The sequence below is a fragment of the Halopseudomonas sp. genome, from assembly GCF_038130085.1.
Classification (GTDB): domain Bacteria; phylum Pseudomonadota; class Gammaproteobacteria; order Pseudomonadales; family Pseudomonadaceae; genus Halopseudomonas.
Map to the genome: position 1 here is coordinate 12,956 of NZ_JAYPMU010000026.1, position 26,391 is coordinate 39,346.

Consider the following 26,391-nt stretch of genomic DNA (forward strand, 5'->3'; position numbering starts at 1 on the left):
ATGCGAGTGTCGCGCTTCTATCTGGATCAGCCACTGGCGGCGGGCGAGGTCGTGCTGGACGGCGACGTCGCCCACTACATCGGCCGCGTGCTGCGTCTGGCACCGGGTGCACCCGTGCAGATATTCAACGGCAGCGGTCAGGAATGGCCCGGGGAAGTCAGCGCGGTAAGCAAGCGCGAGGTGACGATAGCCCTGCAGCAACCGGTGGCGGGTACACCCGAGTCACCGCTGCACACCCACCTTGGGCAGGCGTTATCACGCGGCGAGCGGATGGATTGGGCAATTCAGAAGGCAGTGGAGCTGGGCGTCAGCGAGATCACTCCGCTGTTCACCGAGCGCTGCGAGGTCAAGTTGCAGGGCGAACGCGCCGACAAGCGCCAGAGCCACTGGCAGCAAATCGCGGTCAGCGCCTGCGAGCAATGTGGTCGCAGCAGCGTGCCGCAAATCCACCCGCCGATGGCCCTGCAGGACTGGATGTCCAGCCTGCAGGCCGAGGTCAAACTGGTGCTGCACCATCGCACCGACCAGGACCTGGCGAGTCTGCCAACACCAACTTCAGCAGCGCTGCTGATCGGCCCGGAGGGCGGGCTCAGCGCCAGCGAGATCGCGATGGCTGAGCGGTCGGGCTTCCACGCGGCCCGCTTCGGTCCGCGGGTGCTGCGTACTGAGACTGCCCCGGTGGTGGCGCTGAGCATGCTGCAGCACCTGTGGGGAGACTTCTGAGCGGGCGCGATGCGCCTGCCAGAATTCCCCTGCCACCCCATCCAGCCGCTGCACCAACGCCATCAGCTCGGCGGCGTGCTCGTCGTTCTCCGCCATGGCCTCGATGTTGGTCACACTGCCGAGGCGAATACGCTGCAGACTGCGGCTGATTTCGTCACTGACGCTGCTCTGCTGTTCCACTGCCGCCGCGATCTGCACACTGGCCTGACTGATCCCGCTGACCAACGCATCGATGCCATCCAACGCCGCGCTGGCTTCGGCCACACCTGACGCACAAAGATCAACCTGCTCCAGACTCTCCCGCATCGCGCTGACCGCCGCCTGACTGCCTTGCTGTAGCCCCTCGATCGACTGGCGAATGCTCGCGGTGGATTGTTGGGTCCGCGCGGCCAGTGCCCGCACCTCATCCGCCACGACAGCAAACCCACGCCCTTGCTCACCAGCGCGCGCCGCCTCGATGGCCGCGTTCAGCGCCAGCAGGTTGGTCTGCTCGGCAATGCCGTTAATCACCTCCAGCACTGCCGAAATCTGATCGCTTTGGCTAGCCAGTGACTGCAATCGCTCGCCGGACTCGCTGATTGCCGCGGTCAGATTGGCCATCCGCTCGCTGGTCATCGCTGCCACCCGATGTCCATCACTGGCGGTACGCTCAACGCCCTGCGCGTCCTGCGCTGCCTGCTGTGCGTTACGCGCGACCTCCTGCACACTGACCGCCATCTGCTCGACTGCGGCGGCCACCTGTTCGGTTTCCGCCTGCAGCTCCGAGCTGGCCTGACTGCAACGGCGTACCGCGCCGACCATGTCGCTGCTTTGGTCGGCCAGCTGCCGGGTTGCGTCACTCATGCGACCGACCAGCGCAGCGGCCTCGGCCTCCTGCATATCCAGTGCGAAGGCAATCTGGCCAAACTCGTCACGCCGCCCGGTATACAGCACCTGGCTCAGCGGATTATTGCCAACCTCCCGGGCCCGCTGCGCCAGTGCGCGCAGTGGCGCCAGTTGCTGCCAGAGCCCTGTCAGCAGTAACAGGCAGGCAACCGTCATGGTCAGCAGCGTGGGCACTGACGGCGCACCCAGCCACAACAGTACTCCGGTGACCATGGCCATCAGGGCAACGGAGCCCAGAGCCAGCCGGGTAAACAACGACAGCGCGGGCCGGCGCAGCACCCGCGGCACCTTACCCGCGAGGAGGGCCGCATAACATTCCTCGGCAGCAGCAACCTTGTCGGCCGTCGGGCGCGTGCGCACCGACTGATACTCCACTACCTTGCCGTTCTCACGGACTGGCGTGGCATAGGCGCTGACCCAGTAGTAGTCACCATTCTTGCTGCGATTCTTGACCAATCCCATCCAGCTGCGACCAGCCTTGAGCGTCGCCCAAAGCTGGCGAAACGCCTCGGGCGGCATGTGCGGATGGCGGATCAGGTTGTGATTGCGCCCGAGCAGTTCGTCTTGGCCATAGCCACTGATCCGCTCGAAGGTCGGGTTGGCGTAGGTGATGGTGCCTTTGAGGTCTGTTGTAGTCAGCAGATTGTCACCGTCCTGCAAACAGACTTCCCGGTCGGTAATGGGCAGGTTGATCTTCATGAAAGCCTCTCAGTGAAACAGCTGGCGCTGCAGGTCAGCAGCACTCATCGGACGACCCAGCTTGAAGCCCTGCCCGAGAGTGCAACCCTCCTGCAGCATGAGTTCGACCTGATTCAGGTGCTCAATCCCCTCGGCAACGACCGACAGCCCCAGACTTTTGCTGAGCGCGATAATCGCCCGGCAGATAGTCAACTGCCGCGGGTTCTCATGAGCCTCGTGCAGAAAGCTGCGATCCAGCTTGATGATGTGCAGCGGAAAACGGTTGAGATAGCCCAGCGAGCAATAGCCCGTGCCGAAGTCATCAAGTGCGATGCGCACCCCGAGCTCGGCAAGCTCACGCAGACTGGCCAATACCCCGGCATCGTGATCAATCAGCAGGCTTTCGGTAATTTCCAGCACCAGACTCTGCGCCGGCAGCCCCGCGCTCTGCAGGATCTGCCGCAGGCGGCTGACAAAATTCGGCTCCTGCAGCTGTCGGCCAGACAAGTTGACCGAGCAATGCAGCCCCGGGGCCCCGTCTCGCTGCCAGGCCAGCGTCTGCCGACAGGCCTGTTCCAGCACCCAGTAACCCACCGGAATGATCTCGGCCGACTCCTCGAGCACCGGAATGAACGCCGCTGGCGAGACCGACTCACCAGCGTGCGACCAGCGCAGCAGTACCTCTACCGCAACCGGGGCTTTGTGCGGCGCAGTCAGGTCGAATATCGGCTGGTAATTGAGCGAGAACTCACCGCGCTGCAACGCTTGCAGCACATTGCTCTCCAGCTTGAGGCGCTGGCGGGCGCGCTCCTGCATCGACTGGTTGTAGCGCTCGAAGCGCGCCTTGCCCGCGTCCTTGGCGCTGTATAGCGCCATATCCGCCGCCTGCAACGCCTCCTCAAGTCCCTGGCCGGGCAGCAACGGCGCCACACCGATACTGGCACTGACCACCAGGCACCGTTCGCCAAAACACAGCGGCTCGCGCAGAGCGGCAAGCACCCGTGCCGCCACCACCTCGGCGTCTTCGGCGCAGGCCAGGTCGTCCAGCAGCATGACAAACTCGTCGCCCCCAAAGCGCGCCAACTGATCGCCGGGGCGCAGGCATCCTCGCAACCGCTCCGCGACCTGCAGCAGTACGCGATCACCGGCCGCATGGCCGAGGCTGTCGTTGATCAGTTTGAAGCGGTCCAGATCAATAAACAGCAGGGCGGCGTGGCGGGCGCCGGGGCGACTCAATTGACTGGCGGTGCGCTGCAGCTGCACGCCGAGCTGGTGACGGTTGATCAGGCCGGTCAGCGGATCGTGCTGCGCCGCGTGTTCCAGCTCGCGCTGAAAGCGCTGCCGTTCACTGATATCGGTCTGCGAGCCGGCCAGCCGGCGACGGCCCGATACGTCCATCTCGACCACTCCGCGGGTCAGCACCCAGAGGTAGCTACCATCGCTACGGCGCATCCGGTACTCGTGACGAATCCACGGCGAGCCGCCATGCAGGTGCTGCTGGATCGCCGCCTGCAGATCGGCCTGGTCGTCCGGATGCACACGTTCAAACCAGTGCATCGAACGCTGCCCGACCTGTGCCGGCGTCAACCCGAGCATGCTTGCCCAGCGCTCGGAGACATACAGTTGATCCTGCTGCAGATCCCAGTCCCAAATACCGTCATTGGCGCCACGCAAGGCGTGGGCATAACGCGCTTCGCTGGCCTCCAGCGCCCGGTGTTCCGCGTCGATGTAGGCGTCTGCGGCCAGGCTCATGTCGAAGAAGACGATTTTCAGCAGGCTGTCGAAGTCGGCCAGACGCGACTGCTGCTCAACGCTCAGACCATCAAACCAGCCGCGCAGCATATGGCTCAGATACAGGCGATAGGCGCCCAGATACCATTTCAGCTCCACACCCACCTTCTCGTGAATGTGGCCGATGCGCACCCGCTCCTCGAGGTAGCTCTGGTCAATTTCGCCGCTGAACAAGCGACCGTAGTAGCCCCGCTGGCTGTGTTTCAGGCGGTCTACCAGACCCTCGCCGCGCAGAATGGCGCGGGTTTCCGGGTACTGCCCAAGACGCTGGTAAAGCGCCTCAACGAAGTCATTGCTGGCCTGCTCACCAAAGTGAGCAATGCGCCTCAGGCGTTCACCATCGGCGGCACTCCAGTCAAGAAAGTGCAGACGTTGCTGCAAGCCGTCTGCATCGAGGCCAAGTTTGTCGAATACCGGTTTAAGCACAGGCATTACGTCCATGTTCGTGAAAGACAGCTCGCGATACGGCCGTCGTTTGTTGTAATTCAGCTTTTTCCAGGCAACAAAAAAGGCGCCAACCTCGCGAGTGGTGAAACTCGAGAGGTTGGCGCCTTGTCTTTCAGGCCCTTGCGTCCTGACCGGCAAAGCCGCTTCTGTAATAGGGGATCAAGCTACCCTAGAGCGGCTGGTCTGACAAGCTTTGCAATAACGCATTCAGGCGATAGCGCAGCGCAGCCAATTGGCGAGAACGGAACGCATGGCGGGTCTGCTCCAAAGTCGCAATCGCGTCTTCCAAAGCAAGTAGCACGCGGCTCGGATCATTCAGCTGCTCGGGTGCGAGCCAGCGGCACAGCGGCGCGTCACTGCAGTCGCGTGGCTCGCAGATCAGCTCACAGTCAACGCCAGCCTGCTCCAAGGCGCGGGTAATGAGGTCGCATTGCTCGGCCGCAGCAGCAACAACAACTTTCGGTGCGTCGGTCATGGCAAAAAAGGACGATGTAAATTTGATGGCACATTGTAACCTTTCGCTGCCCACAGCCAATCCACCGACACCCACTATCACCACTTTGGCTGATCTGAATCAATGCCGCTGCCCGTCTGCGCAGTGATTGCGCCAATTGACCCGCCTCTGCCCCTTGGGTAATGTTCTGCCGTTTGAACCACCCCGGATGAGGTATCGCATGGCCCGGAAGAAAACCGCCGTAGACTTCGAGCAGTCACTGGGCTCGCTGCAGGCACTGGTAGAGCGGCTGGAAAGCGCAGACCTCAGTCTGGAAGAGTCTCTCAGCGCCTTTGAACAAGGCGTGGCCCTGACCCGTGAGTGCCAGCAGGCGCTCGCGCAGGCAGAGCAAAAGGTCCAACAGTTGATCGAAAGCAACGGCGAACTGCGTACCGAACCCTTTGACGGCACCGACGAATGAGCGCGTTCGGCCACTATCTTGAGCAGTGCCAGCAACGCATCAACGCCTTTCTGCGCAGTCAACTGGATACCCCGCAACCCCGCCTTGAACGCCTCTACAGCGCCATGCGCTACAGCGTGGTGATCGGCGGCAAGCGCATGCGCCCGCTCTTGGCCTATGCCAGCTGCGAGGCCGCCGGCGGCGAACAGGCGCAGGCTGATCACGCCGCGGCTGCGGTCGAGCTGATTCACGCCTACTCACTGATTCACGACGACCTGCCGGCGATGGATAACGACGATCTGCGCCGCGGCCAGCCAACCTGTCACCGCGCCTTTGACGAGGCCACGGCGATCCTCGCCGGCGACGGCCTGCAGGCGCTGGCCTTTGAACTGCTTGCCTCCGCACCGCAGTGGCAAGCCGAAACCCGCCTGCAGATGGTCCAGTTGCTCGGCCGCGCCGCCGGGCCGCAGGGCATGGTTGGTGGCCAGGCGATTGATCTGGGCGCGGTCGGCGAGAAACTCGACCAGGCCACCCTGGAAAACATGCATCGGCACAAGACTGGCGCGCTGATCCGCGCCAGCGTGCAGCTCGGCGCGCTGGCCAGCGAACGCGTCGACGCCGAGCAGCTTGCTGCGCTGGGGCGCTATGCCGACCATGTCGGGCTGGCCTTTCAGGTGCAAGACGACATCCTCGACATCGAGAGCGATACCAGTGTGCTCGGCAAACAGCAGGGCGCCGATCTGGCCCGCGACAAACCGACCTACCCCGCGCTGCTCGGGCTGGACGGTGCACATCGACTGGCCGCCGAGCTGCGTGATCAGGCGCTGGCCGCGGTGGCCGGCTTCGGCCCCACCGCAAAGCGCCTGCGCCAGCTGGCTGACTACACGGTCCAGCGCCGCTTCTGAGATGCCCCTGCGCGCAGTTGGGCTATTGCCCGGCATCGGTTAAACTGCGCGCTTGTTTTCCCGCCACAGACGATGGCCCCCAGAGCTCTGTTTGATGCCCAGCACTTTCGACGAAATTCCGCTCCATCGCCCTAGCACGCCGCTGCTGGACCGCCTTGACGACACCGAAGCACTGCGTGCGCTGGACGAAAGCCAGCTGCCCGAGCTGGCCGATGAGCTGCGTTCATTCCTGCTCTGGAGCGTCAGCCAGACCGGTGGTCACTTCGGTGCCGGGCTGGGCGTCATCGAGCTGACCATCGCCCTGCACTACGTCTACCACACCCCGGACGATCGTCTGCTGTGGGACGTTGGCCATCAGGCCTATCCGCACAAGATTCTCACTGGCCGCCGCGAGCAGATGGCCAGCCTGCGTCAGAAGGATGGCCTGGCGGCCTTCCCGCGGCGCAGCGAAAGTCCGTACGACACCTTTGGCGTTGGCCACTCCAGCACCTCGATCAGCGCCGGCCTGGGCATGGCTATCGCTGCCGGGCTGCAGGGTCTGGATCGCCGCACAGTGGCGGTGATCGGTGACGGCGCGCTGACTGCCGGTATGGCTTTCGAGGCGCTGAACCACGCGTCCGATGTGGAAGCCAACATGCTGGTGGTGCTGAACGACAACGACATGTCGATCTCGCGCAATGTCGGTGGCCTGTCAAACTATCTGGCCAAGATTCTCTCCAGCCGCACCTACTCGCACATGCGCGAAGGCAGCAAAAAGGTCCTGTCGAAGATTCCGCCGGCCTGGGAGCTCGCTCGCAAGACCGAAGAGCACGCCAAGGGCATGCTGGTGCCCGGCACCCTGTTCGAGGAACTGGGCTGGAATTACATCGGCCCGATCGACGGCCACGACCTGCCGACGCTGGTGCGTACCCTGAAGAACATGCGTGAGCTCAAGGGCCCGCAGTTCCTCCACGTGATCACCAAGAAGGGCAAGGGCTTCTCGCCAGCCGAGGCCGACCCGATCGGCTACCACGCGATCACCAAGCTGGAACCCAAGGCCCCGAGCAACGGAGCCAGCAAACCGAAATTCTCCAACATCTTCGGCCAGTGGCTGTGCGACATGGCCGAGCAGGACGAGCGCTTGATCGGCATTACCCCGGCGATGAAGGAAGGCTCCGACCTGATCGCCTTTGCCGAGCGCTTCCCCAAGCGCTACTTCGACGTCGCGATCGCCGAGCAGCACGCGGTCACCCTCGCCGCCGGCATGGCCTGCGAAGGCGCCAAACCGGTGGTTGCGATCTACTCGACCTTCCTGCAGCGCGGTTACGATCAGCTGATCCACGACGTTGCCGTGCAGAATCTGGACGTGCTGTTCGCCATCGACCGCGCTGGTCTGGTCGGTGAAGACGGCCCGACACACGCAGGCAGCTTTGACCTGTCGTACCTGCGCTGTCTGCCGAACATGCTGATCATGGCGCCGGCCGACGAGAACGAAACCCGCCAGATGCTGACCACCGGCTTCCTGCACGAAGGCCCCGCCGCCGTGCGCTATCCGCGTGGTACCGGCCCAGGCGTGCCGATTGATCCGGCGCTGGAACCGCTGCCGATCGGCAAGGGCGCGATTACCCGCCAAGGTGAGCAGGTCGCCATTCTCTGTTTCGGCACCCTGCACCAGCAGGCCCTCAAGGCCGCCGAGGCACTCAACGCGACCGTTGCCAACATGCGCTTCGTCAAACCGCTCGACACCCAGCTGATCGCCGAGCTGAGCGCCAGCCATCAATTGCTGGTCACCGTCGAGGAGAACGCGGTAATGGGCGGTGCTGGCAGCGCGGTCAACGAGTGGCTGCTGGCGGAAGGCATCAGCCTGCCAGTGCTCAACCTCGGCCTGCCCGACATTTACGTCGAGCACGCCAAGCCGGCAGAAATGCTCGCAGAGTGCGGCCTTGACGCCGCCGGCATCGAAGCCGCGATCCGCGCCCGCCTCGACCGCTTGTAAGAGCCTGCCCCGGCAGGCTTGACCCACCCGTCCGAAAGCCCTAGAGTCCGCCCCACTTCCAGTCGCCTGGGTGCCCGAGGCTGCATTGCAGCCTGGGTGAAACGGGAAGTCGGTGAAAACCCGACACTGCCCCCGCAACGGTAAGGAATCGCAGGCCAGCCCTGCCAGCATCATCGACAACGCCACTGTGCTCTGCATGGGAAGGTGATGATGCTCTGATTCCGAGTCCGGAGACCGGCCCAGCGCGAGTACAGCCACGGCACCGCCGTGCCCGCTGTCTGCTGAGGTGTCGCGGAGGGCGTCACCGGTCAGCGTGCTGACGACAATCCGTGGCCAGCCTCCTGACTCCCCGCCCTCCTCAAAAGCCGAACTTTTGAGGAACCCTATGTACAAGTCACTGCTGATCATCCCGGGCCTGCTGGCCTGCGCCGTTGCTCAGGCGAACGATGCGCTGTCGCTACCCGACAGCATCATCACCGCTTCCCGTCAGGTTGAAGAGCGCGCAGAAACCAGCGCAGCCAACACCGTCTTTACCCGCGACGACATAGATCGTCTGCAGCCGCAGGACCTGCCTGATTTGTTGACCCGAGTTCCCGGCCTGCACATCTCCCGCAGCGGAGGCATCGGCTCACTGACCAGTATCTTCCTGCGCGGTACCTCCAGCGCCCAGACATTGGTACTGGTCGATGGTCAGCGTATCGCCGGCGCCTCCGCGGGGTTGAGCAGCCTCGAGTACATGCAGATTGATCAGGTCGAGCGGGTCGAAGTAGTCCGTGGCGGCCGCTCGGCGCTGTACGGCTCCGACGCCATCGGTGGCGTAATCCAGATATTCACCCGGCGCGGCGACGGTCAGGGCCTGAACCCGCGGGTGGCGATTGCCGCTGGCAGCCATGGCACTTGGCGCCGCAGCGCCGGTCTGTCCGGCGGTGACGAGCGCACCCACTTCAACCTGAGCGCAGCGCTCGACGAAGTAGACGGCTTCGAGCGCACCACACTGGCGGGCTCCGACGATAGCGCCTACCGCAACAAGAGCGCCAGCCTTAGCCTCAGCCACCAACTGACCGGCAGCGTCGAAGTCGGCATCAGCGGCATGCATCAGGAAGGCAAGAGCGAGTACGACTACAACCTCTCGCCAGCCGCCTTCGCCTACACCGACTTCAGCGTCTCGACCGCCCAGACCTACCTGCAAGTGCAGGCAAACGACGTCTGGCGCAGCCGTCTGGAAGCAGGTCACAGCGAAGATCGCCAGACCGGCTTTGACCCCTACGGCGGCTCGGTATTCAACACCTATCGTGACCAGCTCAACTGGTTGAACTACCTCACGTTGGGGGGTGGTCACCAACTAACCGGCGGCCTGGAATGGTACAAGGACACCCTGCACAGCTCGAACGAGTTCACCGAGACGTCGCGCAGCAACAAGGCCGCATTCATTCAGCATCAGTTCGACAGCGAACACTTCGGCACCGAGCTTGGTTTACGTCATGATGACAACCAGCAGTTCGGCAGCAACAATAGCTGGAACGCCGCATTGACCCTGCACGTCAATAAGGACAACGACCTCATCCTGTCCTACAGCGAAGCTTTCCGTGCGCCGACCTTTAACGACCTCTACTATCCCGACGATTGCTTTCCGGGCTTCGGCTGCACCATCTACGCCGACCCCAACCTGAAACCGGAGACGGCAAAAAGCTATGAAGCCCAATGGCGCAGCCAGTTAAGCGACAGCGCCCGGCTTGAGCTGTCGATCTATAGCATCAATCTGAAGGACGCCATCGTCACCAACTCGGCGCTGGACGGCAATCAGGCTGGCAGCCCGAACCCGTTCCAGATGACCAATATCGACGCCGCCCGTATCAACGGTTTTGAGGCGGTCTACAGTCAGCAACTGCTGGACTGGCAGGGCACTGTTGCCTACAGCCTGGTTGACGCCCGTAACCGCAGCGGCGGTGGCGCCGACGGTAACCGCTTGGCACGTCGACCGAAGAACAGCCTGAGTGTTGATCTGGACCGCCAATTTGGCGACTGGTCGGTCGGTGCTGGCTGGCAGCTGGTCTCCGACAGCTACAACGATCTGGCCAACAGCCGGGAAATCCCGGGCTACGGCGTGGTCGACCTGCGCAGCACTTGGCAGGCCAGCGATAGTCTGCGCTTTAACCTGAGTGTGAAGAACCTGCTGGATCGCGACTACTATACCGCCGGCGGAAGTGCCTACGATGCAGGCTTCAACCAGGTGCCCTTCCGTTACGAAGAAGGCGGCCGCACGCTTCTACTGGGCGCGACGTGGGCCCCTCAGCTGTAAGCTGCTGCATGGCCATTGCAACACCCATAAGCCCCGCCCAGTGCGGGGCTTTGTCTATATCGCCACAATGCACCTGCCCTGCCGCCACACCGAACACCGCCCTCCAGCACAGCCCGTCGCGCCGACTTGCCGTCCGGCACTGCTGATCAGGCATAATGCGTCCTTGTCCGAACCGGAATTCGACGCCCTATGTTTTTTACCGACGAGCGCCTGCAGTTCTTCCGCCCGCTCACCAGCAAATACCGCGAACAGATTGTCGAGTGCCTGCGCCTGCTGCACGAGCGCCTGTACAGCGCCCGCGCCGACTACGGCGAATCGCTCAAGCGCGAGCAGGTGCTGGATATCTTCAGCGAGGCGCTGGAACGCGCACCGCTGCTGGAAGGCGACGACGAAGATGGCAGCCGCTTCAAGAGCAATCGTGAGCAGGCCAGCTGGATTCTCACCAGCCTGATTGAGAACGGCTGGCTGGAGCGTCAGGTGGATCAGGCGACCTTCCAGTCGACCTACCCATTCAGCCGCATGGGCCGTTTGTTTGCCCAGTCGCTGGCCGAGGCGCACGGGCACAACACCCGTACCCGCCATCGCAACACTCGCAACACCCTCAACGCGCTGTCAGCCTTTGCCGAGCACGGCGAGGTGTATGACCTGCTCGACGCTCACGAATACGCCGAACGCATCATCGCCGACTTCACCGACATCATCGCCGAGCTGGAAGAGCGCAAGCGCCAGCTGGTCCGTGAGGTCGAGGCGCAGCAACTGGTGCAGCAGGCCAGCGATCAGTTCTTCGACTTTATGGAGCGGCGCTTCCAGCCCGACCTGGCGGTGCGCCTGTCGGCCGACAGCGTCGAGAAGCACCGCGAGCGCATCCAGGATGTGATCAGCCGCATTCGCCGCAAGCCCCGCGAGTGGAAGGCCGAGGCCGAGCGCGAACTGCGCCGCCTGGCGCCCGATTTGCTGGCAGACGAGCGCAGCTCGATTCTCTGGCAGTTGCTGGACGGCATCGAAGGCTGCCTGCGCAACGCTGCCGACATCATGCTGCCGGCCCTGCGCCGCACGCTGCAGAGCTTCACCCAGCGCGCCGACATCATCATCCGTCAGCTCAGCTACCTGCACAGCCAGAAACACAGCGACATCGTTGGCCTGTGCCGCGAGCTGTCGGCCCTGCCCGCCGAGGAGCAGGCCAAGCGCCTGAGCACCGCCGGCGAGGAAATGGCGGTAGTGAATCTGGCGCTGGTCGATCCGGGCCAGGTAAAACTGCGCGAGCGCCGGGAACGCCCGCCGGTGCAAAGTCTGATGGAAACCCTCGACGCGCCGGAAGACGACACCCTGCGCACGCTGGCGGTCAATCAGCTGCTCGACAAGGCCTTCAACGTCAACGCCAGCGGCCTGCGCACCTATCTGCGCGCCGCCCTCGGCAACGGCCGCCAGCTCAATACCCGTGACCTGCCGGTCAACAGCGCCAACGACCTGCTCGCCCTCAGCCATGTGATTGCGCTGGCCAGCGCCGAACACGCTGCCAGCGGGCTGCGCGTGCGCATCGAGCCGAGCGGCGAGACCATCAGCAACGAAACCTATTTTGATCGCCGTGACGGCTTCATCATCGATCTGGAACATGACGAACATGCGTGACGCGCTGGACCACCACCTCAACGAACGCGGCCTGAGTGCCGAGGACTTTTCCGAGCTGATGATCCGCCTGCTCGACCGCGGCGTCCTCTGCCGCGACGAAAGCAACCGCGAGGCCGAGCTCTACGACCGCTACCTGCAGGCCGCCGAACTGGTCGAGGACTATCTCTCGGTGCTGCGCATCCGCGTGCTGCACGAGCCGCGCTTCAATCTGGTCCGGGTGTTCCCGCCGGGCGCAGAAGTCCCCGGTCTGGTCGATGCCGACGACAGCTTCGGCAGCGGCCTGCGCGAGCGCCTGAACCAGCAGGAAGTGGCGCTGATCCTGGTGCTGCGCGCCGAGTACGACAAGGCCCTGCGCGAAGGGCAGGTCGACGAGTTCGGTCAGGTCATGCTGTCGCTCGAAGCGCTCAACCTGAGCAGCCGCAATCTGCTGGGCCGCTCACTGCCGGAGCAGCAGAGCGAGCGCCGCAACCTGCTGCGTCGCCTGCGCCAGCTCAGGTTGATCCGTAGCCCCAGCGATGCCGAGCTGGATAGCGGCGAAGCCTGGCTGACCATTCGCCCCGGCATCATCAGCCTGGTGACCGACAGCGCGCTGGCCCAGCTCGCCAGCCCCGAGATTGAAGACACAGAAGACCAACCGTCCGCCGAGGAGAACAACTGATGTATCTGAAGCGTTCGATTACCGTCAACTGGGGCAACCTGCCGGTCGAAGAACTGGAATACGGCCCGGTCAATCTGTTCTCCGGCGGCAACGGCTCCGGCAAGACCACCGCAGCGGATGCGCTGCAAACGCTGATGACCGCCGCCCACGACAACCTGTTCAACTACAACCCGGGGCAGGACGAGACCACCCAGCGCGGCCGCGGCGGCAAGCAGGTGCGCACCCTCGCCTCCTATGTGCTTGGCTGTGACGACGGCGCCTACGCCCGGCCTTGGGATACCGACGGCTACATCGCCGGGGTGTTCCATCCGACCCGTGGCGAGACCGCCGAACCCTTTACCGCGGTGATCGGCGTGCGTGCCCATCTGGACGCCGCCGGCAGCAGCCGCCAGTCGCGGCAGGACGAACTGCTGCTGATGATCATCCCCGGCGAAATGCTGTCGCTGTCGCACTTTCTGTGCGAGCAGGAAGACGGCCGCCACGTCATCGCTGTGACCGAGCTGCCGGGCCTGCTGCGCAAGCAGTTCAGCGCCCAGCAGGTCGAAGTCTACGACCGCAAGAGCGCCTATCTGGCCCGTCTGTACGCTGCCCTGCGTGGCCGCCGCGACGCGCTGTCGACCCGCGAAGCCAAGAATGCCGCGCGCACCTTTGCCAACTTCATGGCCTACAAACCGGTCAAATCCATCGACCAGTTTGTCGCCGAGGAAGTGCTGGAGCCGCGTGAGTTCGGCGACACCATCAAACGCATCCGCGACCTGCTGCGCACCGTGCACGGCATGGAGCAGGAAGCGGCGCGCGTGCGTCAGGCGGTTGAGCTGCTGTCACTGACCACCAGCCAGACCACCCAGTATCTGGACAGCTGGCTGGAGCGCACCGGGCTGGAATACGCCGCCGCCGCGCAAGCCTGGCAGAACAACCAGCAGGGCTATCTGGCCGCCAAGCAGGAACAGCAGCAGCTCGCCAGCCAGCTGGAAGCACTGCAGGAAGACCAGCGCCTGACCACCGAGCGCCTGGCGCAGGCCCACCACGAACTGGTGCAGCTGGAAGCCCGGCGTCAGGGCATTCCGGCGCTGCAGAACAAGGATCAGCTCGAACAGCGCCAGCGCCAGCTGAGCGAACAGCTGCGCAGTGCGGTGCCCGGCCTGCTGACCCAGGCCCATCAGCGCGACCGCAACCTGGTCGCCCTGCAGTCCGCCAGCGCCCTGCTCGCCCAGCACAGCCTGAGCCAGGCGATCCCGCAGCTGGCCAGCCGCGGCTGGCGCGACGCCAGCGCTGCAGTGCTGGCCGCCGAACGCGAACCGGTCGCCGACCTAAACCAGCTGCTGGCACGCGACTGGATCGACCTGACCCCACTGGACGCCGGTCTGGATGCCATTCGCAGCCAGCAGCGCGCCCACAACCAGCTGGCCGAGCGCCTGCGCGAGCAGGACAGCGAAGGCGCCAGCCTGCTGCAGCGCGTCGACCGGCTGGTGCAGGAACGCACCAGCGCGCTGAACACCCTGGACCGTCAGGTCAGCCAGGTTCGCCACCAGATCAGCACCCTGCAGAGCAGCCGCGTGAGCTACCCCGCGTATGTCGAGGAAGCGCTGCTGGCGATCCGCAAGCAATGCCCACAGGCTGACCCGCGCGTACTCTGCGACCATGTTGAGGTGCTGGATCCGGATTGGCAGATGGCCATCGAGGGCTACATTGGCGGCAGCCGCTACGCCATTCTGGTCGAGCCCGACTATGAGGCCGAAGCGATCCGCATCGTGCGCCAGATGAACAGCCGCGAACGCAACCGCGCGCGGGTCATTCAGGGCAGCAAGGCCAAACAGGACGCCGAACGCATCAGCCTGCCGAACGACTCGATCCTGCAGGTCATGCGCTTCAGCCACCGCGTTGCCGAGTACTACCTGCAGGCGTCCTACGCCACCGTGGCACGCGTGGAAGACGCCGGCGCCCTGCGCCAAACCCGCCGCGGCATCACCCGCGACGGCATGGGCTCGGGCAACTACGCGCTGTTCCGCTGCGATATCGACGACAGCCAGCTGGTATTCGGCGCCGCCGCCCGCGAGCGCAACCTGCGCGCGCAGGAGCAGCGCCTGCACGATCTGGATCTGCAGCAACACCAGCTGCGCCGCGAACTGGAAGCGCTGCGCGAACTGGCCCGTCAGCTCGGTCAGATTGCACCGCTCGAGTACGCGGCCCGCGCTAGCGAGCTGCTCGACAGCCAGCGCCAGCTGCGCGAAGTCGAACAGCAGCTGGAAGCACTCGACCTGGGCGCGCACCACGATCTGGAATCCGAACAGCAGCGCGTTACCCTGCGCCACCGCGAGCTGGAACTGCACGGCAAGGAACTGGACGTCCAGCTCGGCCGCCTGCAGGAAAAGCAGGTCAGCATCGGCCAGCGCATTACCCACTTCGCCGACCAGAGCGACGCCCTGCTCGATGCCCGCGACAAGGCCGAACAGTACCTGCTAGACGCCGCTGCCAAGGTGCCGGGCCTCGACCCGCAGGCACGGCTGGAGCAACTCGACGCCATGCTGGAACAGCGTGGCGGCCAGTTCGACTTCATCGCCGACGCCCAGGCGCTGACCAGCAGTCTGCACCGTCAGGTCGCCGATCTGCAGCGCGCCATCGAGCACTACAACGAGCAGGCCCAGCCGGCCGATCAGGTACTCGCCGACACCCCGGCCGAGCTGCACAGCCTGGCGTTCTTCCGCCACGTTGGCGCACTGCATCAGCAACTCGACAACCTGCACAACCGCCTGCGCAACAACGTGCTGCTGGCAAAGCAAGAACAGCTCGCCAGCCTGCGCGACAGCTTCAACACCACCTTCGTCAGCGACCTCTGTCACGAGATCCATCAGGCCATCAACGACGGCCGTCGCACGCTGGAGCAGCTGAACAAGGAGCTGGAGCACCACCGCTTCGGCGCCGACCGCGAGCGCTTCCAGTTCGACTGGGACTGGCTGCCCGAGTACAAGGCCTACTGGGAGTTCTTCCGCGAACTGATCCAGATGCCGAATCTGGGCGACGGCACCAGTTTGTTCGACGACGCCCTGTCCGAGCGTTCGGCCGCGGTCCGCGATCAGCTGCTGGCGTTGCTGCTCGATGGCGACGAACAGCAGGCCCTGCGCGAGCTGGAGCGCATCAGCGACTACCGCCGTTACCGCCGCTACGACATCCTCAAGCACCCGGAAGGCAAGTCGCCGATCCGCCTGAGCGAATACGGCACCGGCTCCGGCGGCCAGCTGGAAACCCCGGCCTACATCATCCGCGCCGCCGCCGTGACCAGCGCCTTCCGCTTCAACGAGGGCGACAGCCACCTGCGTATGGTGATCGTCGACGAAGCCTTTATGCACATGGATGAAATCCGCTCGCGTGAAGTCATCGCCTACCTGACCGAGACCCTCGGCCTGCAGCTGATCTTCATCATGCCGACCAGCAAGGCCGGTCCCTTCCTGGAGCTGGTCAGCAATCAGTTCGTGTTCAGCAAGGTGCCCAGCAGCCAGCCGGTCGGCGAGCTGAACACCCGCGTACTGCTCGACCGCCAGCAGCTCAACCGCGAACGCGTGGCCGAGCTATGGGCCCAGCACCGCCGGGTGATCCGCCAGCAGGGTGCACTGGAGTTTATGGAAGACGTGATCTGAACCTGTGAGTGCGTTGCCGGCCACCCCGGCAACGCATTACACCGGCAGATGCCAAGCACCGCACATTCCCCCGCATAGCCGTTTGTCCGACCCGCCAACGCCCCGCAGGATCAGCGCAGGAACACCTGCAGCCAGAGGGAATTGGCATGTCCGGCAAACCCGCCGCCCGACTCGGCGACCCTACACAATGCCCACAGACCGGCCACGGCGGCCAGCGCCTCGTCAGCGGCGCCACTGACGTACTGATCAACGGCAAGCCCGCTGCCCGCTTGGGCGACACCAGCAGCTGCGGCAGCCCACTGAGCGGTCAGCTCGTCAGCAACGTCCGGATAAACGGCAGACCCGCCGCCGTACTCGACAGCACCGGCGCCCACGGCGACCGCGTTACCGCCGGCTCCCCGACCGTTCTTATTGGCAATCAACCCGGCAGTGTTGAAAGTGCTACCGCGCAAGCCATGATCCTCACCGGCCTGGTGCGCGCCCTGCAGGCGCTGTTCGACGCTCCGGTAAAACCCGGCGCCAGCAACGCAGTGCCACTGGAGCGCGAGGAAGAAGAGGAGGAAGAAGAAACCGAGCTGCCGCAGAAACAACGCATCACCCTGCGCGTCGGCATGTTCTTCGACGGCACCCTCAACAACCTGCCCAACGCCGCCCTCACCGCCCAATGCCGACGCGAAGACCTAGCCCAACTCGGCCCCGACGGCCTTGAAGCCGTTACTCGCTTCTGCGAAGCCCACGGTTACAGCGACAGCAATGGCGATGCGTTCTTCGATCAACGGCCGGATAACAGTTATGGGAATGAGTTGAGCAATGTGGCGTTGTTGTATGAGCTCTATCAAGACGACACCCGTCAACGGCTAGCGCCAGAGGCCACCAACGCCAGTGTAAAGGTCTATATCGAAGGCGCTGGCAGCAAAGCCGGAAAGGAGGACGCCACCATGGGCATGGCGTTTGGGCAGGGTGAGACCGGTGTTGTTGAGCGGGTTGAGCAGAGTCCTACCAAACTGCTGAAGGCTCTCCGTGAGCTAATCGCGTCTAACCCGCAACTATTGGTCGAAGACATCGAGTTCGACATCTTTGGCTTCAGTCGCGGCGCTGCCGCTGCCCGTCACTTTGCCAACGAAGTGCTAAAAGCCAGCGCAGGAACATTAGCCAGTACTATTGATCCTAAAGACACTGTCTTCCCGCCAAGCTTCTCTCTGGACACCAACCTGAGCATTAACTTTGTCGGCGTATTCGATACCGTGGCGGCCATCGGAGACCCAGCTCAAGGGCACCTCAGCGTCGGCGACGAATATAACCCGGGCGTCAACCTGTACCTGCCGCCTGACTGCGCCCGCAAAGTGGTGCACCTGACAGCCGCGGATGAACATCGGCATAATTTCAGTCTGAATCGAGTGCACGAAGCTCACGAAGAACTGGTGCTACCCGGCGTCCATTCCAACCTCGGCGGTGGCTATCCAACCCTCTCTTATGAGCGACTGGTGATCGGACAACCCACCTTCTTCGTCAGCAATCACTATCCATTGGACGGCCCTGCGCGCCAGCAACTAATTCGCTCCCGAGCCTGGCTGGTCAGGCAGCGAGAGGAAGAGCGTTTCCGGGCACGTGGACTGCCGGGCGACGGGCGCTTTGAACGGCATGAAGAAGTGGTTGGGCCAAGCCCCAGCGCAAAAGTGCTGCTGACTCTGTCGATCATCCGCAGCGTCCGGGGTGAGCTGTCTCGTGTATCCCTCAAGGTCATGCATTCCAAAGCATCGCTTGCGGGTGTGCCGCTAGGTGCAATAAACGATGCAGACAGACGCTTCGCTATCCCGCCAGACCTCGCCCCAATCGCAGACAAAGTATTTTCAGCGTGCATGGCCGGGCACAGCCCGGACCTGAGCAAGGAAGAAAGACGTTTCCTGCATGGCCGCTATATCCACAGCTCGGCCAATTGGGTGCCGGTAAAAGGCTTTATGGCCAACAAGCCGCGCCATAACTTTATCCGTGCCGTCTATCCAGATAAGCCACAGTATGGGTACCCCGTATGATTGCGCGCGCCCTGATCCTACTTACAGCGCTACTCCTCAGCGGCTGCTTTAACAGCAAAGCAATTGCGCCCTTCCCGCCAAAACCAGACCTGCCGTACCGCGCTTGGTATGTAGGTTTAGGCGCTCCGGACTATATGGAAGCCTGGGTCGACGGCGTGGACCTGACTGATGTAAATGACCTGATGTACGAACGCGTATTTGGCGGCATCGCCTCCACAAGCGCGCCAGCAAATAACCGGGGAGACGCGCGCGGCTGGCCAGAGCGTCCTGGCCCAGGATCACAATTTCCCATGTCCGGGATCGATCTCCCCGAGAAAATCACCGTGCGCTGGCAATCGCTCGCCGAGCCGGAGGCATATCGGGCATCGATAAACGTTCCGCAATGGGTACGAGACGAAATGCGCACTGAAAGACGCGCCTTCTGCCTATTCGATAACGACTTTATCTTGGAGTACCGGTCAATCATCGCCATCGGCGTCGCCCCCGGCGGCGTCGCAAAATTCTGGCTTATGGGTTCCTGCCTCGATCCAATGGAAATCGGGCGAGTCCAAGGCGAAATCAACCCCGTCGGCCCCTACAACGGTGAATCCAACGGCGAGTTCTACCGCCCGCCCAGCCCCAACGCCCAACACTATATCGACACCCACGGCATCCCGTTTGGCAGTTGGTAAGCGCGTTCAGCCCTTCTTGCCCGGGCGCTGGTCTTTGACCAGCAGCAGGTTGTTTTCCCGTCGCAGAGTAAACAGACCAATGCCTTCCACCAGCCCACTGAACTTGCTGTAACCATAGTTGCGCGGATCAAACTCCGGCATTTGCTTGGCCAACTGGCTGCCCACCGGGCCGAGGTTGGCCCAGCCGTCATCGTCCGACGCGGCTTCGATCGCCTGACGCAGCAAGCTGCATAGCTTGGTGTCCTGCCGCAGCTCCTGAGCCGAACGACGCTGAATGACCGTTTCAGCGTTCTCGGGATGCTGGGTAAAGATTTCGGTGTAGATAAAACGATCGCAGGCGGCGACGAAGGGTTTGGGCGTTTTCTGCTCGCCAAAGCCATACACCACCTTGCCGGACTCACGCAGGCGCGCGGCCAGTCGGGTGAAATCGCTATCGCTGGAAACAATGCAAAAGCCGCCAAGGTCTGCCGAGTACAGCAGGTCCATGGCGTCAATGATCATCGCGCTGTCGGTCGCGTTCTTGCCGGAGGTGTAGGCAAATTGCTGAATCGGCTGAATCGAGTGCTCCAGCAGCGAGGCTTTCCACTTACCCAGACTCGGCGTGGTCCAGTCGCCATAGATACGCTTAACGCTCGCCACGCCCAGCTTGGCCACCTCGGCCAGCAAGCCCTCAACAATCGCCGGATTGGCGTTATCGGCGTCGATCAACACGGCCAACCGCGTCGGTTCCATCTGTGCTGCCATGCGCTTCCCCTATCACGTCCCTGCGAAATCGCAGGGCCCCATCATGCTGTTGCCAACAGACATTAAGCAACCGTACACCGGCAATCGGTCAGCGCTTTGCACTTTACCCTGTCAGGGCAAATGGCTATCGTTGAGCCTTCGCTCTACCCGGCACCGCAGCGCCGTGTAGCCGCTACAAGGACATCAGTACATGGACATGAAGTCGCTCAGCGAGCGGGACATCTGCACCAAGTTCATCACCCCGGCAGTGCAGCAAGCGGGTTGGGACATCCAGCGCCAGGTGCGCGAAGAGGTTTCCTTCACCAAGGGCCGCATCATCGTGCGCGGCAAACTGCATAGCCGTGGCGAGTCTCGCCGGGCAGACTACATCCTCTACCACCAGCCCAATCTGCCTATCGCCGTTATCGAGGCCAAGGACAACAAGCACTCAGTTGGCTCCGGCATGCAACAGGCGCTCGGCTACGCAGAAGCGCTGGACGTACCCTTCGTATTCTCCAGCAACGGCAGCGGCTTTCTCTTCCATGACCGCAGCGGCACTGGTAGCCAAGTTGAAACAGCTCTGAGCATGGAGCAGTTCCCCAGCCCCGGCGAACTCTGGCGGCGCTACTGCCAGTGGAAAGGGCTGGAGGGCGAAGCGCAGCAGCGCGTGGAAGCGCCCTATTACGATGACGGCTCCGGTCGCAGCCCGCGCTATTACCAGATGAACGCCATCAACCGTACCGTTGAGGCCGTCGCCCGCGGGCAAGATCGTATCCTGCTGGTCATGGCAACCGGCACCGGCAAAACCTACACCGCCTTCCAGATCATCTGGCGCCTGTGGAAGTCCCGGCAGAAGAAACGCATTCTCTTTCTGGCCGACCGCAATATTCTGGTCGACCAGACCAAGAACAACGACTTTAAGCCCTTTGGCCAGGCGATGACCAAAATCGCCAAGCGTCAAATCGACACCTCCTACGAGGTATACCTGTCGCTCTATCAGGCGGTAACCGGGGCGGAAGAAGAGAAGAATATCTACAAACAGTTTTCACCGGACTTCTTCGATCTGGTGGTCATTGACGAATGCCACCGGGGCAGCGCCGCAGAAGACTCGGCCTGGCGCGAGATTCTCGAATACTTCTCCGGTGCGACCCACATCGGCCTCACGGCAACACCCAAGGAAACCAAAGAGGTTTCCAGCATCACTTACTTTGGCGAGCCGGTGTACAGCTACACCCTCAAGCAAGGCATCGAAGACGGCTTTCTCGCGCCCTACAAAGTCGTACGCATCGACTTTGACCGCGACCTGCAGGGCTGGCGACCGCCCAAGGGCATGAAAGACAAGAACGGTGAGCTGATCGAAGACCGCATCTACGACCTCAAGGACATGGACCGCGCCCTGGTCATGGAAGCGCGCACTCAGTTGGTTGCCGAAAAGATCACCGCCTTCCTCGCAGCAACCGATCCGTATCAGAAGACCATCGTCTTCTGCGACGACATCAACCACGCCGAGCGCATGCGACAGGCACTGGTCAACCTCAACCCGCAGCGGGTTGCCGAGAGCCGCAAGTACGTCATGCGCATCACTGGTGACGATCAGGAAGGCAAGGCCGAGCTGGACAACTTTATCAATCCGGAGGCCCGCTACCCGGTCATCGCCACCACCAGCAAACTGATGACCACCGGAGTCGATGCGCAAACCTGCAAGCTGGTTGTGCTGGATCAGCACATCAAGTCGATGACCGAATTCAAGCAGATCATCGGCCGCGGCACGCGTATCAACGAAGAGTACGGCAAGTACTGGTTCACCATCATGGACTTCAAGAAGGCCACCGAGCTGTTTGCCGACCCCGCCTTTGATGGCGAGCCGGTGGTCATCTTTGAGCCGGGTAGCGGTGAGTCTCCCGTCCCGCCGGATGAAATAGACGATCCGGGTGCACCTCTGCGCGCCCCAGCCGATCCGCTCGACCCGGGTGAAGGCAGCGACGAAACAGGCGGTGGCGACGGTCCCAAGCGCATCAAATACGTCATCGACAACGTCACCGTCTCGGTTGTCGCCGAGCGCGTCCAGTATTACGGGCCAGACGGCAAACTGATTACCGAATCGCTACGCGACTACACTCGCTCCTGCGTCGCCAAACAGTTCGCCTCACTGGATGACTTCCTCAAGCGCTGGAGCAATGCGGACCAGAAAAAGGCCATCATCGACGAATTGGCTGCCCAGGGCGTCATGTGGGAAGCCCTGGCCGAAGAGGTTGGCAAGAAGCAAACCGCCCCGCTCGACCCGTTCGACCTGATCTGCCATATCGCCTTTGACCAGCCGCCGCTTACCCGCAAAGAGCGCGCAGAGCAGGTGAAGAAGCGCGACTACTTCAGCAAATACGCTGGCGCGGCGCGTCAGGTGCTGGAGGCGCTGCTCGATAAATACGCCGACACCGGCGTCGAGCACATCGAAGACATCAAGATCCTGCAGCTCGACCCCTTCAGCCAAATCGGCTCGCCCATCGAGCTGATCAAGGCATTTGGCAACAAAGCCGGCTATGAACAAGCCGTGCAAGACCTTGAAGCACAACTGTACAGCGCCTGACCGGCCAACATCCGAGTAGCCCCATGACCACTTCTCGCCCCCGCATCGTTCGCACGCCACTGTTTCCGACCTACTCGGAGGTCAGCGCGCTGCTCAAGGTATTCCAGCACTACCGCAAAGCGCAGGTTCAGAGCCTGATCAAGGCGCTGCACAATCAGGTCGGCACGGTAAAAAACAACGTGGACTGGAGTAACCCCGATCAATGGATTAACGAGAAGCTACAAGGTGACGACCGCCAGCTGGCCACCGACATCTGGCAGCAAAGCCAGCGCAAGGTTAATCCTCGCCACATTTACGGCGCCTACCTGTTTATCGCCGGGTTCGACCTGCTGGACAATCACAGCAACGGCCTCTGGCAACTGACCGCCGCAGGCCAGGGCTTTCTCAAGAACCAGCCGGATGTCGTCCGCCAACTGGACGAAGCAGAAGGCTTGCCCCAGTTGCTGGCGATTCTGGCCACCTGCTCCCCCGCACGGAGAGGTGACCTGCTGGAGGAGTGGTCCGAGTTTCTGCTGGAAAACTCCAACTACAAGACACCCTCGACCTTCAAAGACACCCTGAGCCGCCGCCTGGGCAATCTGGTCGAACGTGGTTATGTGAGCCGGGAAGGCAACAGTTACAGCATTACCAGCAAAGGCGTAGACTACGCCGCGCCGCAAGGCATCCAGCGCACACCCGCCGCGCACCATAGCGTCGCCAACGCGGTCAAAGCCTACAACGACACCCAGATGGCAGCGCTGCGCAGCCAGCTGGAAAGCATGGACCCATACCGCTTTGAAGCCCTGATCAAGGACCTTCTGGAGGCCATGGACTACGAGAACGTCGAGGTCACCAAACAAAGTGGCGACAAGGGCGTGGATGTGACCGCCAACTTCCAGTTCGGAATTACCGAAATCAAGGAAGTGGTGCAGGTAAAACGTCATCGCGGCAACCTTGGCCGCCCCGTGCTAGACCAGCTGCGTGGCGTGCTGCCACTGCATGGCGCCCTGCGTGGCACCATCATTACCATCGGCGGCTTTGCCAAGGGCTGCAAGGATGTGGCGCTGTTCCCGGGAGCGGCGCCCATCACCCTGATCGACGGCGACAAACTGATCGAGCTGCTGGTAAAGCACAACGTCGCCGTCAAACAAAAAAAGCTGACGCTGATCGAGATCGACGACAGCTACTTTCTGGATGAACCGGAAACCAGCCTCACCGAGTAAGGAAAGCAGTACATGTCCATCAGCAGTACCATCAAATCCATTCAGGACATCATGCGCAAGGACGTCGGCGTCGACGGCGATGCCCAGCGTGTCGGCCAGTTGGTCTGGCTACTCTTTCTGAAAATCTTTGACGACCGCGAACAGGAGTGGGAACTGCTGGACGACAGCTATCGCTCGCCCATGCCCGAGCGCTGCCGCTGGCGCAACTGGGCCGCCGACCCGGAAGGCATCACCGGCGACGAATTGAAGGACTTTATCGACGGCCAGCTGTTCCCCACCCTGCAAAACCTGCAGGAATACAGCACCACGCCCGCCGCCTTTGTGGTGCGCAGCGTGTTTGAAGACGCCTACAACTACATGAAGTCCGGCCAGTTGATCCGCCAAGTGATCAACAAGATCCAGGAAGGTGTGGACTTCAACAAGGCGCAGGAACGTCACGCCTTTGGCGACATGTATGAACAACTGCTGCGCGACCTGCAAAGCGCCGGCAATGCCGGCGAGTTCTACACCCCGCGCCCGGTCACCGAATTTATGGTGCGCATGGTCGACCCCAAACTGGATGAAAAGGTCATGGACCCGGCCTGCGGCACCGGCGGCTTTCTTACCTGCACCATCGAGCACAAGCGCAGCCACTACGTCAAAACCGCAGAGGACGAACGCACCCTGCAGGCCAGCATTTTTGGCGTGGAAAAAAAGCCCCTGCCGCACCTGTTGGCCACCACCAACATGATCCTGCACGGCATCGAAGTGCCCAACCAGATCAGGCACGACAACACCCTCGCCCGCCCGCTCATCAGCTGGGGGCCAAGCGAGCGCGTGCACTGTATCGTCGCCAACCCGCCGTTCGGCGGCATGGAAGAAGACGGCATCGAAACCAACTTCCCCGCCGCCTTCCGCACCCGCGAAACAGCAGACCTGTTTCTGGTGCTGATCATGCACCTGCTCAAAGACGGCGGCCGCGCTGCCGTGGTGCTGCCCGACGGCTTTCTGTTTGGCGAAGGCATCAAGAGCCGCATCAAGGAAAAGCTGCTCACCGAATGCAACCTGCACACCATCGTTCGCCTGCCCAACGGTGTGTTCAACCCCTATACCGGCATCAAGACCAACCTGCTGTTCTTCACCAAGGGCACGCCCACCAAAGACGTCTGGTTCTATGAGCACCAGTACCCAGCCGGGTACAAGAGCTACTCCAAAACCAAGCCCATGCGCATCGAAGAGTTCGCCACCGAGCAGGCCTGGTGGGGCAACGAAGCCGACGGCTTTGCCAGCCGCGAAGAAAACGAATTCGCCTGGAAGGTCAGTCTGGACGAACTCAAGGCACGCAACTGGAACCTCGACTGCAAGAACCCGCATATCGGCGAACAGATCAGCCACAACCCGGACGAGCTGCTACGCAACTACGCCGCCCTGCAAGGCGAAATCAGCGACCTGCGCGACCAGCTTAAAGCCGTTTTGGCCGAAGCTCTGGAGCGCCAGGCATGACAGCGCTGATCACCGACAGCCTGCCACTGCTAGCTGGTGCACCCAATGGCATCAAAAAGCTGCGCGAGCTGATTCTGGAGCTGGCGGTGCGCGGCAAGTTGGTGCCGCAGGACCCGAATGATGAGCCGGCCAGTGAGCTGCTAAAGCGGATTGCCGAGGAAAAGGCGCGTCTTGTGGCAGAGGGCAAGATTAAGAGGCAGAAGCCGCTTGCAGAAATTGACGTAGAAGAAAAACCCTTTGATCTACCCAGCGGATGGGGCTGGGCACGATTTGGCGAGATTTTCTCTCTTGAATACGGTGACAACCTGCCTGCTGACAAGCGATCAAATACCGGTGAGTATCCTGTATATGGCTCTAATGGTGTTGTTGGTACTCACAACACTTACTTTGTTGATTCGCCATGTATTGTTGTTGGCAGAAAGGGCTCCGCTGGAGCATTAAACTTGTGCCGGTCTAATGGATGCTGCGTTACAGACGTCGCTTATTACTGCATTCCATCATCAGCCTTATCGATTGATTACGTATTCAAACTTTTTCATACCCTTGGATTGAACTTTTTAGGAAAGGGAATAAAGCCGGGGCTAAATCGCAATGAAGCATACGAGCTTGTTATAGCGATCCCCTCATTAACCGAACAACACCGCATCGTCGCCAAAGTCGATGAACTAATGGCCCTGTGCGACCGACTGGAAGCCCAGCAGGCCGACGCCGACAGCGCCCACGCCCAACTGGTGCAAGCGCTGCTCAACAGCCTGCCCCAAGCCAGCGATGCCGACGACTTCGCCCAAAGCTGGCAGCGCCTGGCCGAACACTTCCACACTCTGTTCACCACCGAATCCAGCATCGACGCCCTCAAACAAACCCTTCTGCAACTGGCCGTAATGGGCAAACTGGTGCCGCAAGATCCCAGTGATGAGCCGGCCACTGAGTTGCTGAAGCGAAACGGCATCGACAGCGAAGCTCATGCATTACAAGGATGGGCCCAAGCCCCACTGGGATATTTAGGCGAAGTACTTGGTGGATCGACCCCCAGCAAAACCAAAGCGGACTTCTGGAATGGAGATATTCCTTGGGTCTCGCCAAAAGACATGAAGCGCCCAGTTATCGATGATTCCATTGACCAGGCGGTTGCAGGAGCTGAGTGCAACACGGTTATTGAATTGACGCAGGAGCATCAT

The 26,391-nt window shown here is 62.2% G+C and carries 17 protein-coding genes, 1 pseudogene and 1 riboswitch; of the genes and pseudogenes, 14 read left to right on the forward strand and 4 right to left on the reverse strand.

The annotated features are described in order from the left end of the window. Window positions 1-723 (forward strand): 16S rRNA (uracil(1498)-N(3))-methyltransferase, encoded by a 723-nt coding sequence (locus tag AAFM31_RS15460; protein WP_341708808.1) that lies wholly within the window; start codon window positions 1-3, stop codon window positions 721-723. A 138-nt stretch (window positions 724-861) separates the two neighbouring features. Here the strand turns inward: AAFM31_RS15460 and AAFM31_RS15465 are convergent. The 3 genes and pseudogenes from AAFM31_RS15465 to AAFM31_RS15475 all read right to left on the reverse strand — a co-directional run. Continuing rightward, window positions 862-2,307 (reverse strand): annotated as a pseudogene (locus AAFM31_RS15465) (methyl-accepting chemotaxis protein); the annotation flags it as partial. A 9-nt stretch (window positions 2,308-2,316) separates the two neighbouring features. Further along, window positions 2,317-4,509: an EAL domain-containing protein gene (locus tag AAFM31_RS15470; protein ID WP_341708809.1), complete on the reverse strand. Its 2,193-nt coding sequence runs from the start codon at window positions 4,507-4,509 to the stop codon at window positions 2,317-2,319. Between the two features lie 184 nt (window positions 4,510-4,693). After that, window positions 4,694-4,999 (reverse strand): hypothetical protein, encoded by a 306-nt coding sequence (locus tag AAFM31_RS15475; RefSeq protein ID WP_341708810.1) that lies wholly within the window; start codon window positions 4,997-4,999, stop codon window positions 4,694-4,696. Window positions 5,000-5,198: 199 nt separating this feature from the next. Between AAFM31_RS15475 and AAFM31_RS15480 the strand changes: the two genes are divergently transcribed. The 9 genes from AAFM31_RS15480 to AAFM31_RS15520 all read left to right on the forward strand — a co-directional run bounded on the left by AAFM31_RS15480 (window position 5,199) and on the right by AAFM31_RS15520 (window position 19,222). After that, window positions 5,199-5,438 (forward strand): exodeoxyribonuclease VII small subunit, encoded by a 240-nt coding sequence (locus AAFM31_RS15480; protein ID WP_341708811.1) that lies wholly within the window; start codon window positions 5,199-5,201, stop codon window positions 5,436-5,438. Continuing rightward, entirely contained in the window at window positions 5,435-6,322 is an 888-nt protein-coding gene (locus tag AAFM31_RS15485) for a farnesyl diphosphate synthase (protein ID WP_341708812.1), read from the forward strand. Before AAFM31_RS15480 ends, AAFM31_RS15485 begins: the two co-directional genes overlap by 4 nt. A 94-nt stretch (window positions 6,323-6,416) precedes the next feature. Next, window positions 6,417-8,297: a 1-deoxy-D-xylulose-5-phosphate synthase gene (dxs, locus tag AAFM31_RS15490; RefSeq protein WP_341708813.1), complete on the forward strand. Its 1,881-nt coding sequence runs from the start codon at window positions 6,417-6,419 to the stop codon at window positions 8,295-8,297. A 51-nt stretch (window positions 8,298-8,348) separates the two neighbouring features. After that, window positions 8,349-8,555: riboswitch (cobalamin riboswitch) on the forward strand. Window positions 8,556-8,682: 127 nt separating this feature from the next. Then, window positions 8,683-10,596, forward strand: coding sequence for a TonB-dependent receptor domain-containing protein (locus tag AAFM31_RS15495; RefSeq protein WP_341708814.1), 1,914 nt, complete (start codon window positions 8,683-8,685; stop codon window positions 10,594-10,596). 189 nt (window positions 10,597-10,785) lie between these two features. Further along, complete coding sequence (locus AAFM31_RS15500) at window positions 10,786-12,225, forward strand: Wadjet anti-phage system protein JetA family protein (RefSeq protein WP_341708815.1); 1,440 nt, start codon at window positions 10,786-10,788, stop codon at window positions 12,223-12,225. Then, window positions 12,218-12,883, forward strand: coding sequence for a DUF4194 domain-containing protein (locus tag AAFM31_RS15505; RefSeq protein ID WP_341708816.1), 666 nt, complete (start codon window positions 12,218-12,220; stop codon window positions 12,881-12,883). Before AAFM31_RS15500 ends, AAFM31_RS15505 begins: the two co-directional genes overlap by 8 nt. Next, the gene (locus tag AAFM31_RS15510) at window positions 12,883-16,518 is read left to right on the forward strand and encodes an SbcC/MukB-like Walker B domain-containing protein (protein WP_341708817.1); all 3,636 of its coding nucleotides are present in this window, start codon (window positions 12,883-12,885) and stop codon (window positions 16,516-16,518) included. Before AAFM31_RS15505 ends, AAFM31_RS15510 begins: the two co-directional genes overlap by 1 nt. Before the next feature lie 146 nt (window positions 16,519-16,664). Further along, complete coding sequence (locus AAFM31_RS15515) at window positions 16,665-18,551, forward strand: PAAR domain-containing protein (protein ID WP_341708818.1); 1,887 nt, start codon at window positions 16,665-16,667, stop codon at window positions 18,549-18,551. Further along, window positions 18,548-19,222, forward strand: coding sequence for a DUF2931 family protein (locus AAFM31_RS15520; protein ID WP_341708819.1), 675 nt, complete (start codon window positions 18,548-18,550; stop codon window positions 19,220-19,222). The genes AAFM31_RS15515 and AAFM31_RS15520 overlap by 4 nt, the downstream gene beginning before the upstream one ends. Window positions 19,223-19,228: 6 nt before the next feature. Here AAFM31_RS15520 and AAFM31_RS15525 read toward each other — a convergent pair whose 3' ends face one another. Continuing rightward, window positions 19,229-19,966, reverse strand: coding sequence for an NYN domain-containing protein (locus tag AAFM31_RS15525; protein ID WP_269688511.1), 738 nt, complete (start codon window positions 19,964-19,966; stop codon window positions 19,229-19,231). Between the two features lie 190 nt (window positions 19,967-20,156). Between AAFM31_RS15525 and hsdR the strand changes: the two genes are divergently transcribed. The 4 genes from hsdR to AAFM31_RS15545 all read left to right on the forward strand — a co-directional run. Further along, complete coding sequence (gene hsdR / locus AAFM31_RS15530; RefSeq protein WP_341708820.1) at window positions 20,157-22,529, forward strand: EcoAI/FtnUII family type I restriction enzme subunit R; 2,373 nt, start codon at window positions 20,157-20,159, stop codon at window positions 22,527-22,529. 23 nt (window positions 22,530-22,552) lie between these two features. Then, window positions 22,553-23,731, forward strand: a complete 1,179-nt coding sequence (locus tag AAFM31_RS15535) for a restriction endonuclease (protein WP_341708821.1) — start codon at window positions 22,553-22,555, stop codon at window positions 23,729-23,731. A gap of 12 nt (window positions 23,732-23,743) precedes the next feature. Further along, complete coding sequence (locus AAFM31_RS15540) at window positions 23,744-25,213, forward strand: class I SAM-dependent DNA methyltransferase (RefSeq protein ID WP_341708822.1); 1,470 nt, start codon at window positions 23,744-23,746, stop codon at window positions 25,211-25,213. After that, a partial coding sequence (locus AAFM31_RS15545) for a restriction endonuclease subunit S (RefSeq protein ID WP_341708823.1) occupies window positions 25,210-26,391 on the forward strand: 1,182 nt, incomplete at its 3' end. The genes AAFM31_RS15540 and AAFM31_RS15545, both read left to right, overlap by 4 nt.

Excerpts from the sequence above, each read along its gene's own strand:
- AAFM31_RS15495 (WP_341708814.1), top strand. The coding sequence starts at position 8,683 with ATGTACAAGTCACTGCTGATCATCCCGGGCCTGCTGGCCTGCGCCGTT.
- AAFM31_RS15510 (WP_341708817.1), top strand. The coding sequence starts at position 12,883 with ATGTATCTGAAGCGTTCGATTACCGTCAACTGGGGCAACCTGCCGGTC.
- AAFM31_RS15475 (WP_341708810.1), bottom strand. The coding sequence starts at position 4,999 with ATGACCGACGCACCGAAAGTTGTTGTTGCTGCTGCGGCCGAGCAATGC.
- AAFM31_RS15525 (WP_269688511.1), bottom strand. The coding sequence starts at position 19,966 with ATGGCAGCACAGATGGAACCGACGCGGTTGGCCGTGTTGATCGACGCC.
- AAFM31_RS15460 (WP_341708808.1), top strand. The coding sequence starts at position 1 with ATGCGAGTGTCGCGCTTCTATCTGGATCAGCCACTGGCGGCGGGCGAG.
- AAFM31_RS15535 (WP_341708821.1), top strand. The coding sequence starts at position 22,553 with ATGACCACTTCTCGCCCCCGCATCGTTCGCACGCCACTGTTTCCGACC.
- AAFM31_RS15540 (WP_341708822.1), top strand. The coding sequence starts at position 23,744 with ATGTCCATCAGCAGTACCATCAAATCCATTCAGGACATCATGCGCAAG.
- AAFM31_RS15515 (WP_341708818.1), top strand. The coding sequence starts at position 16,665 with ATGTCCGGCAAACCCGCCGCCCGACTCGGCGACCCTACACAATGCCCA.
- hsdR (WP_341708820.1), top strand. The coding sequence starts at position 20,157 with ATGGACATGAAGTCGCTCAGCGAGCGGGACATCTGCACCAAGTTCATC.
- AAFM31_RS15505 (WP_341708816.1), top strand. The coding sequence starts at position 12,218 with ATGCGTGACGCGCTGGACCACCACCTCAACGAACGCGGCCTGAGTGCC.
- dxs (WP_341708813.1), top strand. The coding sequence starts at position 6,417 with ATGCCCAGCACTTTCGACGAAATTCCGCTCCATCGCCCTAGCACGCCG.
- AAFM31_RS15500 (WP_341708815.1), top strand. The coding sequence starts at position 10,786 with ATGTTTTTTACCGACGAGCGCCTGCAGTTCTTCCGCCCGCTCACCAGC.
- AAFM31_RS15485 (WP_341708812.1), top strand. The coding sequence starts at position 5,435 with ATGAGCGCGTTCGGCCACTATCTTGAGCAGTGCCAGCAACGCATCAAC.
- AAFM31_RS15480 (WP_341708811.1), top strand. The coding sequence starts at position 5,199 with ATGGCCCGGAAGAAAACCGCCGTAGACTTCGAGCAGTCACTGGGCTCG.
- AAFM31_RS15470 (WP_341708809.1), bottom strand. The coding sequence starts at position 4,509 with ATGCCTGTGCTTAAACCGGTATTCGACAAACTTGGCCTCGATGCAGAC.
- AAFM31_RS15520 (WP_341708819.1), top strand. The coding sequence starts at position 18,548 with ATGATTGCGCGCGCCCTGATCCTACTTACAGCGCTACTCCTCAGCGGC.